General features: G+C 67.7%; 19 protein-coding genes and 1 tRNA gene. 16 read left to right on the plus strand and 4 right to left on the minus strand.

Annotated elements, in window-relative coordinates; translation table 11 throughout:
• The first annotated feature begins 206 nt into the window (after positions 1–206).
• Complete coding sequence (locus tag XM1_RS19390) at positions 207–3,830, plus strand: adenylate/guanylate cyclase domain-containing protein (protein WP_068436398.1); 3,624 nt, start codon at positions 207–209, stop codon at positions 3,828–3,830.
• A gap of 49 nt (positions 3,831–3,879) precedes the next feature.
• Here the strand turns inward: XM1_RS19390 and XM1_RS19395 are convergent, their stop codons facing one another.
• From XM1_RS19395 to XM1_RS19405, 3 genes are read right to left on the minus strand one after another with little or no spacing between them, the layout of a single operon-like run.
• Entirely contained in the window at positions 3,880–5,232 is a 1,353-nt protein-coding gene (locus XM1_RS19395; protein ID WP_068436400.1) for a ferric reductase-like transmembrane domain-containing protein, read from the minus strand.
• A 28-nt stretch (positions 5,233–5,260) separates the two neighbouring features.
• Positions 5,261–6,730, minus strand: coding sequence for an ATP-binding protein (locus XM1_RS19400; protein WP_068436402.1), 1,470 nt, complete (start codon positions 6,728–6,730; stop codon positions 5,261–5,263).
• Complete coding sequence (locus XM1_RS19405; protein WP_068436404.1) at positions 6,727–7,452, minus strand: response regulator; 726 nt, start codon at positions 7,450–7,452, stop codon at positions 6,727–6,729. The genes XM1_RS19400 and XM1_RS19405 overlap by 4 nt, the downstream gene beginning before the upstream one ends.
• Positions 7,453–7,598: 146 nt before the next feature.
• On the opposite strand from XM1_RS19405, the gene hisG reads away from it, so the two are divergent.
• From hisG to XM1_RS19470, 15 genes are all read left to right on the plus strand, one after another.
• On the plus strand, positions 7,599–8,258 hold the full coding sequence (hisG, locus tag XM1_RS19410; RefSeq protein ID WP_068436405.1) for an ATP phosphoribosyltransferase: 660 nt from the start codon (positions 7,599–7,601) through the stop codon (positions 8,256–8,258).
• On the plus strand, positions 8,258–9,559 hold the full coding sequence (hisD, locus tag XM1_RS19415) for a histidinol dehydrogenase (RefSeq protein ID WP_068436407.1): 1,302 nt from the start codon (positions 8,258–8,260) through the stop codon (positions 9,557–9,559). Before hisG ends, hisD begins: the two co-directional genes overlap by 1 nt.
• Positions 9,559–10,032, plus strand: coding sequence for a UPF0262 family protein (locus tag XM1_RS19420; RefSeq protein ID WP_068436409.1), 474 nt, complete (start codon positions 9,559–9,561; stop codon positions 10,030–10,032). Before hisD ends, XM1_RS19420 begins: the two co-directional genes overlap by 1 nt.
• Positions 10,033–10,038: 6 nt before the next feature.
• Positions 10,039–10,482, plus strand: a complete 444-nt coding sequence (locus XM1_RS19425) for an arsenate reductase ArsC (RefSeq protein ID WP_068436412.1) — start codon at positions 10,039–10,041, stop codon at positions 10,480–10,482.
• A gap of 88 nt (positions 10,483–10,570) precedes the next feature.
• Complete coding sequence (gene infA, locus XM1_RS19430) at positions 10,571–10,789, plus strand: translation initiation factor IF-1 (protein WP_008617671.1); 219 nt, start codon at positions 10,571–10,573, stop codon at positions 10,787–10,789.
• Between the two features lie 4 nt (positions 10,790–10,793).
• Entirely contained in the window at positions 10,794–11,366 is a 573-nt protein-coding gene (locus XM1_RS19435) for a nucleoside triphosphate pyrophosphatase (RefSeq protein ID WP_068436414.1), read from the plus strand.
• Entirely contained in the window at positions 11,363–12,400 is a 1,038-nt protein-coding gene (locus XM1_RS19440; RefSeq protein WP_068436416.1) for a ribonuclease E/G, read from the plus strand. Before XM1_RS19435 ends, XM1_RS19440 begins: the two co-directional genes overlap by 4 nt.
• Entirely contained in the window at positions 12,397–12,567 is a 171-nt protein-coding gene (locus XM1_RS23615; protein WP_082700617.1) for a DNA gyrase inhibitor YacG, read from the plus strand. Before XM1_RS19440 ends, XM1_RS23615 begins: the two co-directional genes overlap by 4 nt.
• 80 nt (positions 12,568–12,647) lie before the next feature.
• Positions 12,648–12,723: transfer RNA gene (locus XM1_RS19445), tRNA-Phe, on the plus strand.
• A 281-nt stretch (positions 12,724–13,004) separates the two neighbouring features.
• Positions 13,005–14,294: a sodium:proton antiporter NhaD gene (gene nhaD, locus XM1_RS19450; protein ID WP_068436418.1), complete on the plus strand. Its 1,290-nt coding sequence runs from the start codon at positions 13,005–13,007 to the stop codon at positions 14,292–14,294.
• Between the two features lie 213 nt (positions 14,295–14,507).
• Positions 14,508–15,065 carry a hypothetical protein gene (locus XM1_RS19455; protein WP_068436420.1) on the plus strand — a complete coding sequence of 186 codons (558 nt, stop codon included), beginning with the start codon at positions 14,508–14,510 and terminating at the stop codon, positions 15,063–15,065.
• A gap of 257 nt (positions 15,066–15,322) precedes the next feature.
• Positions 15,323–17,674: an Orn/Lys/Arg decarboxylase N-terminal domain-containing protein gene (locus XM1_RS19460; protein ID WP_068436422.1), complete on the plus strand. Its 2,352-nt coding sequence runs from the start codon at positions 15,323–15,325 to the stop codon at positions 17,672–17,674.
• A gap of 68 nt (positions 17,675–17,742) precedes the next feature.
• Positions 17,743–17,916, plus strand: a complete 174-nt coding sequence (locus XM1_RS24610; RefSeq protein WP_168185820.1) for a hypothetical protein — start codon at positions 17,743–17,745, stop codon at positions 17,914–17,916.
• 6 nt (positions 17,917–17,922) lie between these two features.
• Positions 17,923–18,585, plus strand: coding sequence for a Crp/Fnr family transcriptional regulator (locus tag XM1_RS19465; RefSeq protein ID WP_068436424.1), 663 nt, complete (start codon positions 17,923–17,925; stop codon positions 18,583–18,585).
• Between the two features lie 92 nt (positions 18,586–18,677).
• Entirely contained in the window at positions 18,678–18,866 is a 189-nt protein-coding gene (locus XM1_RS19470) for a DUF2892 domain-containing protein (protein ID WP_068436426.1), read from the plus strand.
• Between the two features lie 51 nt (positions 18,867–18,917).
• Here the strand turns inward: XM1_RS19470 and XM1_RS19475 are convergent, their stop codons facing one another.
• On the minus strand, positions 18,918–19,223 hold the full coding sequence (locus tag XM1_RS19475; RefSeq protein ID WP_068436428.1) for an STAS domain-containing protein: 306 nt from the start codon (positions 19,221–19,223) through the stop codon (positions 18,918–18,920).
• Positions 19,224–19,225: the final 2 nt, after the last annotated feature.

Below are 19,225 nucleotides of genomic sequence, written 5' to 3' on the forward strand. Positions count from 1 at the left end.
TATCAAGGTAGTCTTGAGCCCAGGCCCCGTCAACGGAGGATACCCCATCTGGGCAGCCGAATTAGCCGATTGATTTAATTAGATAATAACATTTGCCGCCTACCATGGGCGCGGGCGGTTCCCCGCGATGGTTCCTGCGGACCTTTCGGGGCGGGCCGGCTCATGGTACACAGGTATTCAGACCCATTGGAAAGGTTTGGCCCACCTTGGCGGATTCGAGCCCGATCAGTGCCGGAGCAAGCGCGCCCCGCAGCCTGTCCGAGTGGGAACGGATCACCCGCGAGCTGTTGGAGGAGGGCCAGAACTTCCTGGCCCACGACACGGCGCGGGAAGGCCTGAGGCAGTATCCCGACAGTTTCAAGCTGGCCATCTTCGGCGCGGTGGCACTGTCGCAGACCGGCGCGGTGGACGAGGCGCGCAAGCTGCTGCAGCCGGTGCTCGACGTCATCCTGATCGACGAGGGCCCCTTCCATCGCCTGCACAACTCCTTGCGCCGCGCCGTCGAGGGGCTGGACGAAGCCGACAGCCAGGACACCCTGGCCTCCATGGCCGAACTGGCCGAGGCGCTGGAACTGGTGCGCGGCAAGAAGCTGGTGGCCAGCGCCGACGCCGAGACCTACACCGCGCTGGCCGGCGTGTTCCGCGAGGCCTGGCTGGCCTCGGGATCCAGGGGCGATCTCGAGCATTGCCGCGAATTGTTCCTGCGCGCCTTCCACATCAGCGGCGCGCCCAGGGACGGCATCGACGCGGCGGTGACCTCGTGGCTGCTGGGCGACCACGACGGGGCGCGGGAACTGGCGCGCCGGGTCCGCGACCGGGTCAGCCATGCCGAGACCGATCTCTCGCTGTCGCCGGAAGAACGCTACCAGATGCTGGCCACGGTGGCCGAGGCGCATCTGCTGCTGGGCGAGGTGCAGGACGCGCTGGCCTCCTTCGCCTGGGCCAGCACGCTGGAAGGCATCCATTACGGCAGCACGGTGGCGGCCTTGAAGCAGCTGGCCCTGCTGCAGGAAGGCGGGCTTTCCGTCCCGGCGGCCGTCTTCGACATCATCAAGCCGCCCACCGTGGTGGTGTTCACCGGCCACGCCCTGGACCGGCCGGGCGAGGGCCCCCACTTCCCGCCCGAGCTGGAAAGCGCGGTGCGCGCCGAGATCGCCAAGTCCCTGGACGAACTGGGGGCCCAGGTGGGCTATTCCACCGCGGCTTGCGGCTCGGACCTCCTGTTCATCGAGGCCATGCTGGAGCGCGGCGCCGAGGTCAACGTGGTGATGCCCTACGCCATCGACGATTTCATCGCCGAGAACGTGCGCTATGGCGGATCGCGCTGGGAAATGCGCTTCAGGAACGCGCTGAAGCTGGCCAACACCGTGACCTACGCCACCGAGGAGCGGTTCCTCGGCCATGGCATGCTTTATCGCTTCGCCAACCAGTGCCTGCACGGCCTGGCGACGCTCAGGGCCAATTTCCTGCGCACCGCTCCTTATCTGCTGGCGGTGTGGGACATGATGCCCGGCTCGCTGGCCGGCGGCGCCGCCGACTTCATCGACCAGTGGGAGGATATCTCCCAGCTGCGCATCATCGACCTGGACGGTTTGCTGCAACAGCACCCCGAACTGGCCGGCGACGCCATGCCCATGATGCCGGACCTGGACGGCGAGGCCGACGAGGAGCAGGGCGAGGGCCGGGTCATCCGCTCCATGATGTTCTGCGACATCGCCGGCTATTCCAAGCTGAAGGAGGAGCACACGCCGGTGTTCCTCGACTTCCTGCGCCTCATTTCCGAGGGCATGGCGGGGCTCGAGCACCAGCCGCTGGCCATCAACACCTGGGGCGACGCCATCTTCGCGGTGATGGACAAGGCCACCCCCATGGCCGAATACGCCCAGACCCTGCAGGAGATGGTGCTGAAGGCTGACGAGGAGCTGGCCGACCGCCTGCCCCATCCCCTTTCCCTGCGCATCTCGCTGCATGCCGGCCCGGTGTTCCAGGCCATCGACCCCATCTGCGGCCGCCAGAACTTCTACGGCAGCCACATCAACCGCGCCGCCCGGCTCGAGCCGGTGACGGTGATCGGTCACGTCTACGCCACCCAGCAATTCGTCGCCGTGCTGACCGCCGAGCAGAGCGCCATGCGCTCGGAGGCCCAGAACCGGGGCGAGGATTTCGTCGAACGCTTCGCCTGCGAATACGTGGGCGTGCTGTCGCTGGCCAAGGATTTCGGCAAGCAGACCGTCTACCACATGCGCCGCCGGGTGACGCCCGAGGCGATGGAGCCCGAAGCGGCCGAGCCGCCGCTGCCGCCGCCTGAACCCAACCCCCAGGCGATGCTGTCCACCGAATTGCTGGCGGTGCTGCGCGACATCCCCGCCGAGGAGGGGGGCACTTCTCCGCCGGAAGAGCCCTTCGTCACGGAGGAAGAGCCCTTTGTCGCCGAGGAGGAACCCTTCGCGGCCGAGGAAGAGCCCGTCGCCGTCGAGGAGGAGGCTTCGCCGCCGGCCGTGGCCGAGGGCGCCATTTCCGACGACGATCTGGCCGCCATCCTGGCCATGGGCGACGTGGAGGAACTGGGGGACGACGAGGAGCCCGCGCCTTGCGCGCCGGCCGATCTGGGCGATCTGGGCTCGCCCATCCTGTCCGACGACGACATGGCCGCCCTGCTGGGCGAGGCCGCGCCGCCGCTGTCGGAAGGCACCCTGTCCGACGACGATCTGGCCGCCATCCTGGCCATGGGCGAGGTGGAGGAGCTGGGAGACGACGAGGAGCCCGCGCCCTGCGCGCCGGCCGATCTCGGCGATCTGGCCTCCACCATCCTGTCCGACGACGACATGGCCGCCCTGCTCGACGAAGCCCTGCCGCTCGACGAGACGGGGGAGCCCGAGCCGCCGCTTTCGGAAGGCACGATCCCCGACGACGATCTGGCCGCCATCCTGGCCATGGGCGAGGTCGAGGAACTGGCGGACGACGAGGAGCCGGCTCCTTGCGCCCCGGCCGATCTGGGCGATCTGGGCTCGACCATCCTGTCGGAAGAAGACATGGTCGCCCTGCTGGAGGAAGCCGCGCCGCTGGACGATGCCGCGGAGCCCGAAACGTCCGGGGGAACCCTCTCCGACGAGGATCTGGCCGCCATTCTCGCCATGGGCGACGTGGAGGAGGAGGAGAAGGGCGAGATGCCGGCGGAGGCCGCCGATCTCACCTCCACCACCCTGTCCGACGCCGATCTGTCCACCTTGTTGGCCGAGGCCACCGAGGAAGAGGAATTCAACGCCCAATTGGCCGCCGACGAGAGCGTGCCGAAGCCCGATTTCTCCTTCCGCACCGCCATGAGCGACGACGAAATCGCCGCCCTGCTGGAGGAAAGTGAGGACGAGGAGGCCATTCCCGCCGGCGACCTGCCCGAAATAGGCTCGTCGACCGGCTTTTCCGACGCCGATCTGGCCGCCCTGTCACAGCAGGCGGAGCCCTGCGCCCCCGACGGTCCGCCGCATTCGCCGTTCGATCTGGGGGGCGCCATGAGCGACGATGAAATCGCCGCCCTGCTGGAGGAAGGCGAGCGCGGCGAGGACTTCGCCCCCGCCGGGGATCTGCCGGAGATCGGCTCCGCCACCGGCTTTTCCGATGACGACATGCAGGCCCTGCTGGCCGAGGCCGGCGAGGCGCCCGCCGAATCTTCCGACGACGACCTGGCCGAGGTGGCCGCCGCCGTCGAGGCGGCCATGGCCAAGATGGAAGCCGAGGAGGACGGCATCGCCCTGGCGCCGCCCCGGCCCAAGCCGGTCGTGCGGCCCTTCACCGGCAAGGTGGAGATTTCCCTGGCGCCGCCCAGGAAGTAGAGGGCGGGGGATTGGGGCGGCCTTTTGCCCGCCGTCTCCCCCCACACATTCACCGCATGGCGAACAGTTCCTGGTGAAAGCGCCGCTTCACCGGCAGCCCCTGCTTGTGGAAGTCATGCCGCAGGGCGGTGCCGAATCCGGCTGGGCCGCAGAACCACAGGCTGGCTTGGCGCCAGTCCGGCACCAATTCCCGGATGCGATCTCCGCCGAGGCGGCCGTCGCGGGCATCGATCAGGATGTGCAGACGCACCCCGGCGGCGGCGGCGTCGGCCTTCAGGCGGTCCAGGGCGCCTTCGTCCACGTCGGTGGTGGTGTGGAACAGGTCGATGATCTGCTCGGGCAGCCGGCCGGTCGCTTCCCGCTGCAAGATGCGATGATGCATGCGGGCGATGAACGGCGTGATGCCGATTCCGCCGCCGACCCAAATCTGGCGCGGGCAGTCGTCGTCGAAGGTGAAGCAGCCATAGGGGCCTTCCACCGTCACCGTCTGGCCGGCATGCAGCTTTTCCCGCAGGCGCCGCGTGTGGTCGCCCAGTTCCTTGATGACGAAGGTGATGCGGCGTTCGGCATCGTTCCAGGCGGAGGCGATGGTGTAGGGATGGGCGCCCTCGGAGGCGTCCGAGGTGACGAAGGCGAACTGGCCGCTCTGGTGGCCGGGCCAGCCTTCCGGGATGCGGATGCCGGTTTCCAGCACCCGTACCCCGGGATAGTAGTGGATGGAGACGATTTCCCCCCCGACCCGCCGATGGGCTGCGACGCGCCGCCGCAGCACGACCACCGCCGCCCAGGTGCCGCAGGCCAGCAATAGCGCCACCGCCAGCCCCAGGGGGGACATCCAGTCGGCGAAGTTCAGCAAGATCAAGGAATGAAAGACCAGCACCAGGAACGCCGCCGCCAGGATGCGGTGGGTCTTGAAGAACTGCCGGTACGGAATGCGGGGCAGCAGCGCCGCCAAGATCAGCAGGGCGGCGGCGTAGAAGGCCCATTCCCCCACATCCTCGGCGAAGCCTCGCGATGTCCTGAAAAGCTGCTCGACCATGTTGTCGGGAACCGGCTTGGGGCCGCGCTCCGGCCGGTCCAGCCAGCCCCAGCCCACCGCCCATTTGGGGCCCTTGGCCCACAGCCAGTGGATCACGCCGGTGACCAGCGCGGCGATGCCGAACCATTTGTGCAGGCGGTACATCTTGTCCAGTCCGCCCAGCCGCTTTTCCGGCCAGCGCGGCCGCAAGGCCAGGATCATGCACAGGCTCATGCAGCCCACGGCGAGGATGCCGGTGTATTGGACCATGATGGCGCGGAACTGGAAGAAGTTGGCCGACGCAGCCGCGAAGGGAGAGGTGGCGAGCCACAGGACGCTCAGCAGCGCGAGAGTGGCCCAGAATGAGACGGCGATCCGCTGCATGGCGGCCCCCTTGTTCAGTCGATACGCCCTAGTTTTCCAATCCCGGCAGGCTGACCGTCACCCGCAGACCGCCGCCCGTGTTGTCGGCCCTGGGGCGATCGGCCAGGGTGATGTCGCCGCCGTGCGCGCGGATGGCGGCCCGCGCCACGGCAAGGCCCAGGCCGGTGCCGCCGGTATCCCTCGACCGCGACGTCTCCAGCCGCACGAAGGGGGCGAACACCCGTTCGCGGGCTTCCAGGGGGATGCCGGGCCCCTGGTCGTCGATGGTGACCAGGGCGTTGCCGCCGCCCGACGCCAGGGTCACGTCGGCGCAACCGCCATACTTGATGGCATTGTCGATCAGATTGGCCAGCGCCCGCTTCAGCGCCGCCGGGCGGGCCTCGATCACCAGGGCGGCGGGACCGTCATAGGTGCAGTGCGCCCCCAGGTCGTCCAGATCCTCGACCATGCCCTGAAGCATGGAGGCGAGGTCGAGGCGGATGCGCGGCTCGCTGGCGGCGTCGTCGCGGGCGAAGGCCAGGGTGGCGGCGATCATCGCCTCCATCTCCGCCAGATCGGCCAGCATCTTGGTGCGCTGGTCGTCGTCCTCCATGAACTCGGCCCTGAGACGCAGCCGGGTGATGGGGGTCTTCAGGTCGTGGCTGATGGCCGCCAGCATCTGGGTGCGGTCCTGGACAAAGCGGGTGATGCGGCCTTGCATGACGTTGAAGGCCTGGGCCGCCTGGCGCACCTCGCGCGGGCCGGTTTCGGCCAGCGGCGGCGCCGAAACGTCGACGCCCAGACGCTCGGCCGCCTGGGCGAAGGTGGCGAAGGGTTTGGTGGCGCTGCGCACCGCCCGCAGGGCGACCAGGGTGACCAGGACCAGGGCGATGATCAGCGGAGCGACGAAGCGCGGCCGCCACAGGGGATCGCCCAGGTCCAGCGGCGCCAGCACGTTCAGCCAGGTCCCGTCCGTCAGCGGGACCGAGACGCGGAGCGCCGGGCCGATCACCCGGCCGCCCCCACCACCGGGGCCGCCGCCCGGGCCGCCGCCGGGACCAATTCCGGGGCCGCCCGGCCCATGCATGTGGCGGCCGCCGCGTCCGATGCCGGTGACGGGCCCACCCAGCAAGGGGCCGGGGCGGGTGGAAACCTTGATGTCGCGCCCGTCCAGCCCCTCTTCCAGGGCCGAGCGCACATAGGCGGCCAGTCCGAAATCCTCGTTGTCCAGGGCGATGGACTGGGGGCCCCAGCCGACGCGGAAATTGGGAGTGTCCTGACTGGAAAGGGTGTCCTGGCGCAGGTTCGGCGGCAATTGCTCGGCCAGGGAGACCAGGGCGGACACCCGTTCGGCGGCATTGCGCCCGCCGATGGTTTCCAGCGCTTCCTGGCGCTGGATGGTGAACAGCGCCGCAGCAGCAGCAGCCGAGATCATCAGCGCCGCCACCAGGACCAGGGCGGTGCGCCCGACCACGCTGTCGGGCAGCAGGCGGAAGCGGGCGGCGGGGCAAGGGCTCATAGGCGCTCCACCTCGGGCGTGAAGAGATAGCCGCCGCCCCGCACCGTCTTGATGATCTGCGGGTCGCGGGCGTCGTCGCCGATGCGGCGCCGCAGACGGCTGACCTGGATGTCGATGGAGCGGTCGAAGGGCACCGCCGAGCGGCCGCGGGCGAAGTCCAGCAACTGGTCGCGCGACAGCACCCGGCGCGGATGCTCGACGAACACCTGCAGCAGCCCGAACTCGCCCGCCGACAGCGCCACCATCACGCCGTCGGGCGACAGCAGGTCGCGGCTGGCCAGGTCCAGAATCCAGCCCAGGAAGCGGACCTTGGTTCCGCCGCGCTCGGGCGGCGTTTCCTCCGGGGTCTGGGTCCGGCGCAGCACCGCCTTGATGCGGGCCAGCAATTCGCGGGGGTTGAAGGGCTTGGCCACGTAATCGTCGGCGCCCATCTCCAGGCCGACGATGCGGTCGGTGTCCTCGCCCATGGCGGTCAGCATGATGACCGCCGTGCCCGAGCGGGTCTCGCGCAGGCGGCGGCAGAGCGAAAGACCGTCCTCGCCCGGCAGCATCAGGTCGAGAACCACCAGATCGATGCGGCGCTCGTCCAGCGTCTTCATCATCTCGACGCCGTCCTTGGCGACGCTGACCCGAAGGCCGTGGCGCACCATGAACTTGGCCAGCAGGTCGCGGATTTCGCGGTCGTCGTCGACGACCAGAATATGTGGATTGGTGTTGTCCATGGCTTCCGTTATACCCCGCCCCGCTCCCCGCGTCGGTTGGTTTTCGGTAACCGATGGTAACAGGCGAAAGATTGTTTCTCAGTACTGGAATGGGGGCGCGAAACCGGGTAAACAGGGCTCCCCGGATTCTATGAGTTTCAAGTGACGTGAGCCCGCAAGACAAACTGGTCATCGCCCTGCCCAAGGGCCGCATCCTCGACGAGGCCATGCCCCTGGTCCGCGCCGCCGGCATCGAGCCCGAGCCCGCCTTCGACGATCCCAAGTCGCGGCTGTTGCGATTCGCCACCAACCATCCCCATATCGACATCATCCGGGTGCGCTCGTTCGACGTCGCCACGTTCGTGGCCTTCGGAGCCGCCCATCTGGGAGTGGCCGGCAACGACGTGCTGATGGAATTCGACTATCCCGAGATCTACGCGCCGCTCGACCTCGGCATCGGCGCCTGCCGCCTGTCGGTGGCCGAGCCCGACGACCTGGCCGCCTCGGACGATCCGAAGCGCTGGAGCCACGTGCGCATCGCCACCAAGTATCCGGAAGTGACCAAGCGCCATTTCGCGGCGCGCGGCGTCCAGGCCGAATGCGTCAAGCTCAACGGCGCCATGGAACTGGCCCCCTCGCTGGGCCTTTGCACCCGCATCGTCGACCTGGTGTCGTCGGGCGCGACGCTGAAGGCCAACGGCCTGAAGGAGGTCGAGGTGCTGGCCGAGGTGACGAGCCGCCTGATCGTCAACCGCGCCGCGCTGAAGACCCGCCCCGACGAGATCGGCGGCTGGATCGACGCTTTCCGTAAGGCCTGCGGAGGCTGATGGTGCAAAGCCTCGATTCCCGCGACCCTGGCTTCGAAACCGCCTTCCTGGCCCTGTTGGCCATGAAGCGCGAGGTGGACGAGGACGTGGATCAGGCGGTGTCGGCCATCCTGGCCGAGGTGCGGACCAAGGGCGACGCGGCGCTGATCGAGTACACCAACCGCTTCGACCGCCTCGAGCTTACGCCCGCCGGCTTGCGCATCACCGCCGCCGAGGTGGAGGCCGCCTATGCGTCCTGCGATCCCGGGCTGATCGAGGCCCTGGAACTGGCCGCGACGCGCATCCGCGACTTCCATGCCCGTCAGGTACCGGCCGACGATGCCTTCACCGACGCCGCCGGGGTGCGGCTGGGCCTGCGCTGGAGCCCGGTTTCCGCCGCCGGCCTTTATGTCCCGGGCGGCACCGCCGCCTATCCCTCGTCGGTTCTGATGAACGCCATTCCCGCCAAGGCCGCCGGCGTGCCGCGTCTGGTGATGGTGGTGCCCACCCCCGACGGCAGGCTGAACCCGCTGGTCCTGGCCGCCGCCAAGGTGGCCGGCGTGGACGAGATCTACCGCGTGGGCGGGGCCCAGGCGGTGGGCGCGCTAGCCTACGGCACCGCCACCATCCGCCCGGTGGACAAGATCGTCGGGCCCGGCAACGCCTGGGTCGCCGCCGCCAAGCGCCGGGTGTTCGGCACAGTGGGCATCGACATGATCGCCGGTCCCTCCGAGATCCTGGTGGTGGCCGACCGCTTCAACGATCCCGCCTGGATCGCCGCCGATTTGCTGTCCCAGGCCGAGCACGACACCGCCGCGCAATCCATCCTGATCACCGACGACGCCCAATTCGGCCAAAGGGTGGCCGAGGCGGTGGAGTCCCACCTGAAGACCTTGCCCCGCGCCAAGATCGCCCGGGAAAGCTGGGACGGCCACGGCGCCATCATCGTGGTGCCCGATCTGGAGGCCGCGCTGCCGCTGATCGACCGCATTGCGCCCGAGCATCTGGAACTGGCGGTGGAAGACCCCGATGCCCTGGCCGCCAAGGTCCGGCACGCCGGCGCCATCTTCCTCGGCCGCTACACCCCCGAGGCGGTGGGCGACTATATCGGCGGCCCCAACCACGTGCTGCCCACGGCGCGCTCGGCGCGCTTCTCGTCGGGCCTCGGCGTGCTGGACTTCATGAAGCGCACCACGCTCTTGGGGTGCGACGCCCAGTCCCTGCGGGCTATCGGCCCGGCGGCGGTGCGTCTGGCCGAGGCGGAGGGGCTGGGGGCGCACGGCTTGTCGGTGGCGCTCAGGCTCAATATGGGGGCCGGCTGATGCCGCACCGCCAGAAGCTGGCCAAGATCGAGCTGGTGGAGAAGTATCAGGTGCGCCGCGCCGCCGAGGTCGAGCACGAGCGCGCCGTCGCCGTCTACGACCTGCTGGAGGAGAATTACTTCGCCCCCAACGGCGATTTCGTCGGCCCCTACGCGCTGTACATCAAGCTGGAGGACACGCGGCTGATCTTCGACGTGCGCAAGGAGGACGAAACCCCCCTGGTGCAGGTGCCGCTGCCGCTCAAAACCTTCCAGTCCATCGTCAAGGACTACTTCCTGATCTGCGAAAGCTATTTCGCCGCCATCAAGAAATCGACGCCCAGCCAGATCGAAGCCATCGACATGGGCCGCCGCGGCCTGCACAACGAAGGCTCGGAACTGCTGCGCGAGCGCCTGGGGGGAAAGATCGACGTGGATTTCGACACCGCGAGACGCCTGTTCACCCTCATCTGCGTATTGCACATCCGAGGCTAGGCCGGGATGGGGGACCTGCCCTCCGCCGTACTGTTCTGCTGCACCATGAACGCGGTGCGCTCGCCCATGGCGGAAGGCATCATGAAGCGCATCCACGGCAAGCGCATCTATGTTTATTCCGTGGGCGTGCGCCGGGGCGAGCCCGACCCCTTCGTGGTCCAGGTGATGGACGAGATCGGCATCGACGTCTCCAAGCACAAGCCGCGCCTGTTCGAGGAGCTCGAGGACGACAGCTTCGACGTGGTGGTGTCGCTGTCGCCCGAGGCCCAGCACAAGGCGGTGGACCTGACCCGCCACAATGCCTGCGAGGTGGAGTTCTGGCCCACCTTCGACCCCACGTTGATCGAGGGCAGCCGCGAGGTCCGCCTCGACGCCTACCGCGCGGTCCGGGACGAATTGGAGCGCCATATCCGCAAGCGCTTCCCGCCCCACGGCATGGCAAGGGAATAATAACCCCGCCGACGCTCGAAAAGGCTTGACCAAAACCCTGGCTGCGCTCACTTATCTTCGCGCGCGCAAAACCCTGTTCGGAGGCCAAATGGCGAAAGAGGATGTGATCGAGTTTTCGGGAACGGTGACGGAATTGCTTCCGAACGCCATGTTTCGCGTCAAGCTCGACAATGACCATGAGATTCTTGCCCATACCTCCGGCAAGATGCGCAAGAACCGCATTCGCGTGCTGGCCGGTGACCGGGTGAACGTCGAGATGACGCCCTACGACCTGACCAAGGGCCGCATCACCTTCCGCTATAAGTAATCCCATGGCCGTTCTGGTGCTGGCGTCGGCATCGCCCAGGCGCCTCGACCTGCTTCGCCAGATCGCCATCACGCCCGGTCTCGTCGACCCCGCCCATATCGACGAGACGCCCCTCAAAGGCGAATTGCCGGTTCCCCACGCCCGCCGTCTGGCCGAGGCGAAAGCCCTGGCGGTGGCCGAACGCCATCCGGGAGCCTTCGTGCTGGCCGCCGACACGGTGGTGGCCTGCGGAAGGCGCATCCTGCCCAAGGCCGAGGACGCCGCCACGGCGCGCAAATGCCTGGAACTGCTGTCGGGACGCCGCCACCGCGTGGTGGGCGGCATCTGCCTGATCGCCCCCGACGGACGGGTGGGACGGCGCACCGTGACCACCTCGGTGACCTTCAAGCGCCTGTCCCATGACGAGGAAGCCGCCTACGTCGCCTCGGGCGAGTGGGAGGGCAAGGCCGGCGGCTACGCCATCCAGGGCCTCGCCGCGCGCTATGTGCGCGACATCCAGGGCTCCTATTCCAACATCGTCGGCCTGTCGCTGTTCGAGACGGCGCAGCTGCTGGACGGGTTCGGCTTTCGGCCGTGAGCCGGGAAAGCATCGACATCCTCATTTCCGCCGGTCCGGGCGAGGCCCGCTATCTGGTGCTGGCCGACGGCCGCCCCCTTGACCTGATCGTCGACCGTCCCACCCTGCTGCAAGATTGCGTCTTCAGCGGCCGGGTGACGGCGCTGGACAAGGGCCTGGACGCCGCCTTCGTGGAATTGGGCCGGGGCGGACGCGCCGGCTTCCTGCCCGGCGCCAAGGCTCTGGGCCTGTCCGAGGGCGCCGCCATCGTCGTCCGGGTACGGGCGGAAGCCAGGGGCGGCAAGGGGCCGCTGCTGAGCCCCCAGGAAGGCTTTGCCGCCCTGGGCGAGGCCCCGACCCTGCTACACCGTCCCGACCCGCTGGAACGCCTGCGCACCGCCTTTCCTGAAGCCCGTACGGTGCCGGACGCCCACCACGAGGTGGACGAGGCGCTCGACGCCGCGCTGGACCCGGTGGCGCCTCTGCCGGGCGGCGGGCGGCTGGTCATCGAGCAGGCCGCCGCGCTCACCGCCATCGACGTGGATTCGGCCGGCGCCCGTCCCGCCGAGACCAACGCGGCGGCCGTGGCCGAAATCGCCCGCCAGCTGCGCCTGCGCAATATCGGCGGACAGGTGGTGGTGGACTTCGTCTCGGGCCGCGATAGGAAGCCGCTGTTCCGCCTGGCCGAGGCCTTGAAACAGGCGGTGGGCGCCGACCCCACCCCCACCCATGTGTTCGGCGTGTCGCCGCTGGGGCTGGTGGAGCTGACCCGCGAGCGGCGCGGGCCGTCCTTGGGCGAACTGCTGTGCCGCCGGGCCCTGGCCGCCACCCCCGAAACCCTGGCCCTGGCGGCCTTGCGCCGGCTGCTGGCCGAGGCCCTGGCGGCGCCTGGCCGGATACTCGCCATCCGCGCCGCGCCCGGCGTGGCCGCAGCCCTAATGGGCCTTGGCCCCGAGCGGGCCGAGGCCGAACGCCTGCTGGGCCATTCCCTGTCCATCAGCGAGGATGCCGCCCGCGCGCCTGAGGACGTGCTGATCGAGGAAGCGACCCGATGACCGAGCCAACCGTGCCCGCCTGCCCCATCTGCGGCAAGCCCGCCGAGCCCAGGTACAAGCCCTTCTGCTCCACCCGCTGCGCCGACGTGGACCTGCATCGCTGGATGAACGAATCCTACCGGGCCCCGGCGGTGGAAGACCCGGAAGGGCTTCCCGAAGACGAATGAACTTTTTTGCCTTGAGGGGGCTTGACCGAGGCGGCGAAAGTCGCCTATAAGCGCCTCCTCTTCGCCGCGAGGCGTGCGAGGCCCAGGTAGCTCAGTTGGTAGAGCATGCGACTGAAAATCGCAGTGTCGGTGGTTCGATTCCGCCCCTGGGCACCATTTAAGCCCCCGGAGCCTGACGGCTTTCGGGGGCTTTCCATTTGCGTGGTCCGGTTCGCGTTGCCGTCCGGGTTGGGGACGTGTAGTTTGTCCTCAGGGGTGCCTGCGCAAATGTCGTGACCATGCAGGCAGGTTTCGTGCTGGTCGGGCCGCCGCACGGGAGCCGTCACGCCCGTGTTCTCCCCATCCGCCCGCTCTCTGTTTCCATCATACGCTCCGTCCACCGGCCGTTCACGCCGGGCGCCGGCCCTTGTTTCCATCCATCGTCGGAGGCTCGCCGCATGCTGACCGCGCTCGTCGTCATTTTCATCCTCGCCTATGCGGCGATCGCTCTCGAGCATCCCATCCGGATCAACAAGGCGGCGTCCGCCCTGGTCGGCGCCGGACTGCTGTGGACCGTCTACGCCGTGTCGCAGGGCAATCCGCCCAAGGTCGGCGCCCAATTGGGCGAAACGATCATGGCCACGGCGCAGATCATCTTCTTCCTGATGGGGGCCATGACCATCGTCGAAGTGGTGGACGCCCATGACGGCTTCGACGTGGTGACAAGGCGGATCCGCACGTCGAGCCTGTCCACCCTGCTGTGGCTGGTGGGCGGCGTGACCTTCTTTCTCAGCGCCATTCTCGACAACCTGACCACCACCATCGTCATGGTGTCGCTGATGCGCAAGCTCCTGGCCCGGCAGGACGACCGGCTGTTCTTCGCCGGCATCATCATCATCGCCGCCAATTCGGGCGGCGCCTGGTCGCCCATCGGCGATGTGACCACCACCATGCTGTGGATCGGCGGCCAGATCACCACGCTCGCCATCGTCACCGGCGTGTTCCTGCCTTCGGCGGTCAGCCTGCTGGTCCCCCTGGCCATCACCGCCTATACCCTGCGCGGACGCGAGGTGACGGCCCGCGCGGCCGCCGAAGGCGATGCCGGACCCGATCCCCGGACCACCGAATTCGAGCGCAACCTGATGTTCTTCCTGGGGCTCGGCACCCTGGTGGCGGTGCCGGTGTTCAAGACCGTGACCCATCTGCCGCCCTTCCTCGGCATCCTGTTCGGCCTGGGCGTCGTCTGGCTGGTGGGCGACCTGCTTCACCGCAACAAGGACGATGTCTTCCGGGCCCGCCTGACGCTCACCCATGCACTTTCGCGCATCGACATGAGTTCCATCGTGTTCTTCATCGGCATCCTGCTGGCGGTAGCGACGCTGGAGCACACCCATATCCTGACCAATCTGGCCCAGTGGCTGGACCAGGTGGTCGGCCGCCAGGACGTCATCGTCATGATCATCGGGGTCGCCAGCGCCATCGTCGACAACGTGCCCCTGGTGGCGGCCTCCATGGGCATGTACAGCCTGGAACAGTATCCGCCGGACCACTTCCTGTGGGAGTTCCTGGCCTATTGCGCCGGCACCGGCGGCTCGATCCTGGTGATCGGCTCGGCCGCCGGCGTCGCCGCCATGGGATTGGAGAAGATCCACTTCTTCTGGTACGTGCGCAAAATCAGCGGATTGGCGCTGGCCGGCTACCTGGCCGGGGCGGCGGTCTACCTGATCGAGCACGGCCTGCGAGGCTGACCGCCGCGGCATCGCGACAATTGGGAAGAGATTGCGGCAAGGGCCAGCCGGACCGGTCTCTTCCCCGTCGCGGCCGAATGATGGCTGCCAGGGCAGGTCAGCCGTCTTTTCGCAACGTCCGCCATGCCTTTGACCAAAATCAGGATTGGCCGACTCATTAAAATCATGGCAGACCTATTCTGACCTCATGCCCAAACCGACACAGGCGCCGGATTGTCCGACACATTCCTCATCTGCCAGACTCCCAAGGCGCTGCTGAAGCCCGGCCTGATTTTCGCGGTCTGCGCCTCCCTGGCTTGGTGCGTGGTCTTCCATCCCGATGGGTCGCCCACGGAATGGGATGGCGAATGGCTGCCTTTCCTGATCCTGGTCATTCCCGTGCTGGCGTCGCTGTGGATGTTCGTCCGATATGCCCGGAACAAGCCGGTGGCCGAATTGTCGCCCCGGGGGCTGCGTGCGGAGGCCCTGGGAGACGCGTTGGTGCCCTGGAATCTGGTGACATCGGTCACCCTGACCAGCCGCACCATGACCGTGATAACGCCGGGCGGCTCGCCCGAGATCGAGGCCGCCCTGGAGGCCAAGACCCGCCAGAAGGTGTTCGAGGTGCTGCTGGACCTCAAGGCCGCCAAGGTCGGGGTCAAGCATTCGGAGAACCTGCTGACCCTGGGATTTTCCCTGGTTCCGTACGAGCTCAACCGGTCGGCCGACGCCATCGGACAGGCCTTCCTGGCCCATCTGCCCCCCGAGCGCTGCCTGGGGTTCGGCCCCTGAGCCCAATGGCCACGGCATTGGGCGCGTCTCGGCCTTTCTGGGCTTACGGCCATGTTTTAGTATCTTATGGTTAAAATCGATTTGCCCAACCTATTGAAATCATGGCAAACCGGTTCTCGTCAGATGCCCCCGCCGACAGCCGGCCGAGCGGTGAATCTTTTGTGTCACCTCGACCGCGCCATGGAAGCCGCCGCCAACCCTGATTAGGCTGCGGCAGAGTTAGCCGACCACACCGCCACCCCATATTGGAGCGCCCCATGGAGTTCTTTCGCCGCCTGACCTTCCTGGTCTGCGCTCCCGCTTTCGACACCGACGACCTGGAAGGCGTGCGGGTGCAGCAGATCATCACCGAGGTGGAGCGCCTGGGCTTCGAGGTGGTCCGCGCCCGGCGCATCGAGGACGCGGAGATCGCGGTGCAGACCGACGCCGCCATCGGCTGCGTGCTGGTGGACTGGGAAAAGGGCGGCAAGGGGGCGGAAGCCACCGAGCTGATCAACCTGATGCGCCGGCGCGGCCTGGAGATGCCCATCGTCATCCTGGTCCGCGGCGAGCGGTTCGAGGACATTCCGGTGGACGTGCTGGACTATATCGACGGCTACGTCTTCCTGGCCGAGGAAACCCCCGACTTCATCGCCAAGAATCTGGTCAGCCGCTTGAAGCAGTTCGCCGAGACCCTGAAGACCCCGTTCTTCGGCGCCCTGGTGGATTACGCCGAGGAAGGCAACCAGCTGTGGACCTGTCCCGGCCATAACGGCGGCATCTTCTACAACCGCAGCCCCATCGGGCGGATCTTCGTCGAGCATCTGGGCGAGGCGGTGTTCAGAGACGATCTCGACAATTCCGTGCTCGAGCTGGGCGACCTTCTGACCCATGAAGGCCCGGCGCTGCAGGCCCAGAAGGAAGCCGCCAAGATCTTCGGGGCGGAAAAGACCTATTTCGTGCTGAACGGCACCTCGGCCTCCAACAAGATCGTGCTGTCGGCCCTGGTGGCCGAGGATGATCTGGTGCTGTTCGACCGCAACAACCACAAGGCGGCCCATCACGGCGCCCTGCTGCTGGGCGGCGGCATTCCCATCTTCCTGGAAACCGACCGCAACGCCATGGGTATGATCGGCCCCATCTTCGCCGACGCCTTCGACGAGCAGGCCATCCGCGCCAAGATCCGGGACAATCCCCTGGTCAAGGACCCCGACGCCTGGAAGAAGCCCCGCCCCTTCCGGGTGGCGGTGATCGAGCAGTGCACCTATGACGGCACCATCTACAACGCCGAGCGCATCCTCGAACGCATCGGCCATCTGTGCGACTACATCCTGTTCGACGAGGCCTGGGCCGGCTTCCTCAAGTTCCACCCCCTGTTCCGCGGCTGCTACGGCATGGGGCTGAAGGACCGTCTGGACGAGAACTCGCCCGGCATCATCTCGACCCAGTCCACCCACAAGCAGATGGCCGGCTTCTCCCAGGCGTCGCAGATCCACGTACGCGACCGCCACATCAAGGGCCAGAGCCGCCGCATCGAGCATCGCCGCTTCAACGAGACCTTCCTGCTGCACGCCTCGACCTCGCCGTTCTATCCGCTGTTCGCCTCGCTGGACGTGGGCGCCCAGATGATGCGCGGCCGCTCGGGCGAGGTGCTGTGGGACGACACCATCGATCTCGGCATCGAGCTGCGCAAGAAGGTCCGCGCCATCAAGCGGGAATTCGGCGAGAAGGAGAAGGACCCGGCGCGCCACTGGTTCTTCGAGCCCTTCGTCCCCGACGTGGTGGCCGAACCCGGCGGCGGCAAGACCCTGGTGGCCTGGGAGGACCTGCCCACCGAGACCATCGCGTCCGACGCCCGTTTCTGGGAATTCACCCCCGGCGCCCAGTGGCACGGCTTCAAGCACGTGACCCGGCCCGGCTACGCCATGACCGATCCCAACAAGCTGACCCTGATCACGCCCGGCTTCGACCGCAAGACCGGGGCCTATGCCGATTACGGCATCCCCGCCCCCGTCGTCGCCCAGTACCTGCGCGAGAACCGGGTGGTGCCGGAGAAGAACGACCTCAATTCCATGCTGTTCCTGCTGACGCCGGGCATCGAATCCAGCAAGGCCGGCACCCTGCTCAGCACCCTGGTGGCCTTCAAGCGCCGCCATGACGACAACGCCCTGCTGGACGACGCCATCCCGGAATTCGTCCGGCGCCGCCCGCACCGCTATCGCGGCCTGCGCATCCAGGAATTGTGCGCCGAGATGCACGCCTTCTTCCGCGACCGCAACGTCAGCTCGCTGCAGCGCGCCCAGTTCGCGCCCGAACATCGCCCCAACATGGTGATGCGCCCCAACGACGCGGTGCGCATGCTGACCCGTAATCAGGTGGACTACCTGCCCATCGACCAGATCGAGGGCCGCATCGCCACCACGCTGTGGGTGGTCTATCCGCCGGGCATCGCCACCATCATCCCCGGCGAGCGCCTGTGCGAGCGGGCCAAGCCCATGCTCGACTACCTCAAGATGTTCGAGCGAAGCGCCAACCTGTTCCCCGGCTTCGAGGCCGAGATCCAGGGGCTCTACCGCGAGATCGAGCCGGACGGGTCGATCCGCTTCTACACCTACGTGGCCAAGGAGTAAGCCCCTCGACTCAAGGGTTGGTTTCTCGCATCATCGCCGCCGCCACATTCACATTGGAGTAATTCATCATGGCCGACGAGAATTTGAGCCCCGGCAACATCGCCAAGGCGCTGGGCGTTTCCGACGGCAAGGTGAAGAAGGCCATCAAGGATCTGGGCCTGGAGCCCGCCGCCAAGCGCGGAGTGTGCAGCTTCTACGCCCCCGATCAGGTGGCCAGGATCAAGGCGGCGGTCGGGGCTTAAGGGGCCATGGCCGTTCCCGGCTCCGAGGACTGGACCCGCTCGGTTCCCGCCCTTTCGGACCTGGACGAGGCGACCCGCGAGCGGCTGCGGGCCATCAGCCGCCGCGCCGCCCTGCCCGCCGGCACCAAGGTGTTCGGCGAGGGCAATCCCTGCCAGGCCTATCTGATCGTGCTGGCGGGCGAGGTGCGGGTGCAGAAGGTGGCGGAATCGGGCCGCGAAATCGTCCTTTACCGCGTCGGCGCGGGCGAGACCTGCATCGTCACCACCGCCTGCCTGATGAGCGGCGTGGATTACGACGCCGAGGGCATCGCCGAAAGCGACATCACCGCCCAGATCCTGCCCGCCCCGGCCTTCCGAGAGTTGCTGGGCCGCTCGGAATCCTTCCGCGACTTCGTGTTCCGCGCCTACGGCACCCGCATTTCCAGCCTCTTGATGCTGATCGACGAGGTGGCGTTCGGGCGCATGGACCGCCGCCTCGCCGCCTGCCTGCTGGCGCGGGCCAAGGGAACCGGCACGGTCGCCGCCACCCACCAGGATCTGGCGGTGGAACTGGGCAGCGCCCGCGAGGTGGTCAGCCGCCTGCTCAAGGATTTCGAACGCCGGGGCTGGGTCACCCTGTCCCGGGGCAGCGTGACGCTGCTCGACGCCGCTGCCCTGGGTGAAAATTAGCAAAGTGTGTGACTAGGTCACCGACACGCCCGCCCCTCCTTCCTATTCTGCCGTCCAGTTCCCTTGGCTGAATCTTTCGAGGAGTGGATGACATGAACAAGAACGTCGGCGGCATCGACCGCATCCTGCGCATCGTGGTGGGCCTGGTCCTGATCGGCCTGACCCTTGCCGGGCTCATCGGCCTGTGGGGCTGGATCGGCGTGGTGCCGCTGGCCACCGCCGCCATCGGCTGGTGCCCGGCCTACCTGCCGTTCGGCATCAAGACCTGCAAGACCGGCTGATTTCTTCCGGTCGGGCGGCCGGCGGCTTCCACCGCCGGCCGGTCCCGCCCGTCACGCCGTGATCTCGAAGGTGTCGCCGGCCTCGGTGAGTTCCAGCAGGCGCTTCACCCCGCTTTGCGGCCGGGCCAGACTCATGGAGGCTCCGGCGCGGTCCAGTTCCTCCTGGGCGATGTAAAGCAGTCCCAGACCCACCGAATCGATGTGGCTCAAGGCCGACAGGTCGAACACCACCTTGGCCTTGCCGACTCCGTCCAGATCCCGCAGCAGGACCGCGAAGGTGTCGTTGGCCGCGAAGTTCAGCTGTCCCTGCAGGGCGACGGTGACCGCCTGACCGTTTCTGGCGACGTTGTACTGCATGA

Origin of the sequence: Magnetospirillum sp. XM-1 (genome assembly GCF_001511835.1) — a bacterium.
Taxonomy (GTDB): Bacteria; Pseudomonadota; Alphaproteobacteria; order Rhodospirillales; family Magnetospirillaceae; genus Phaeospirillum.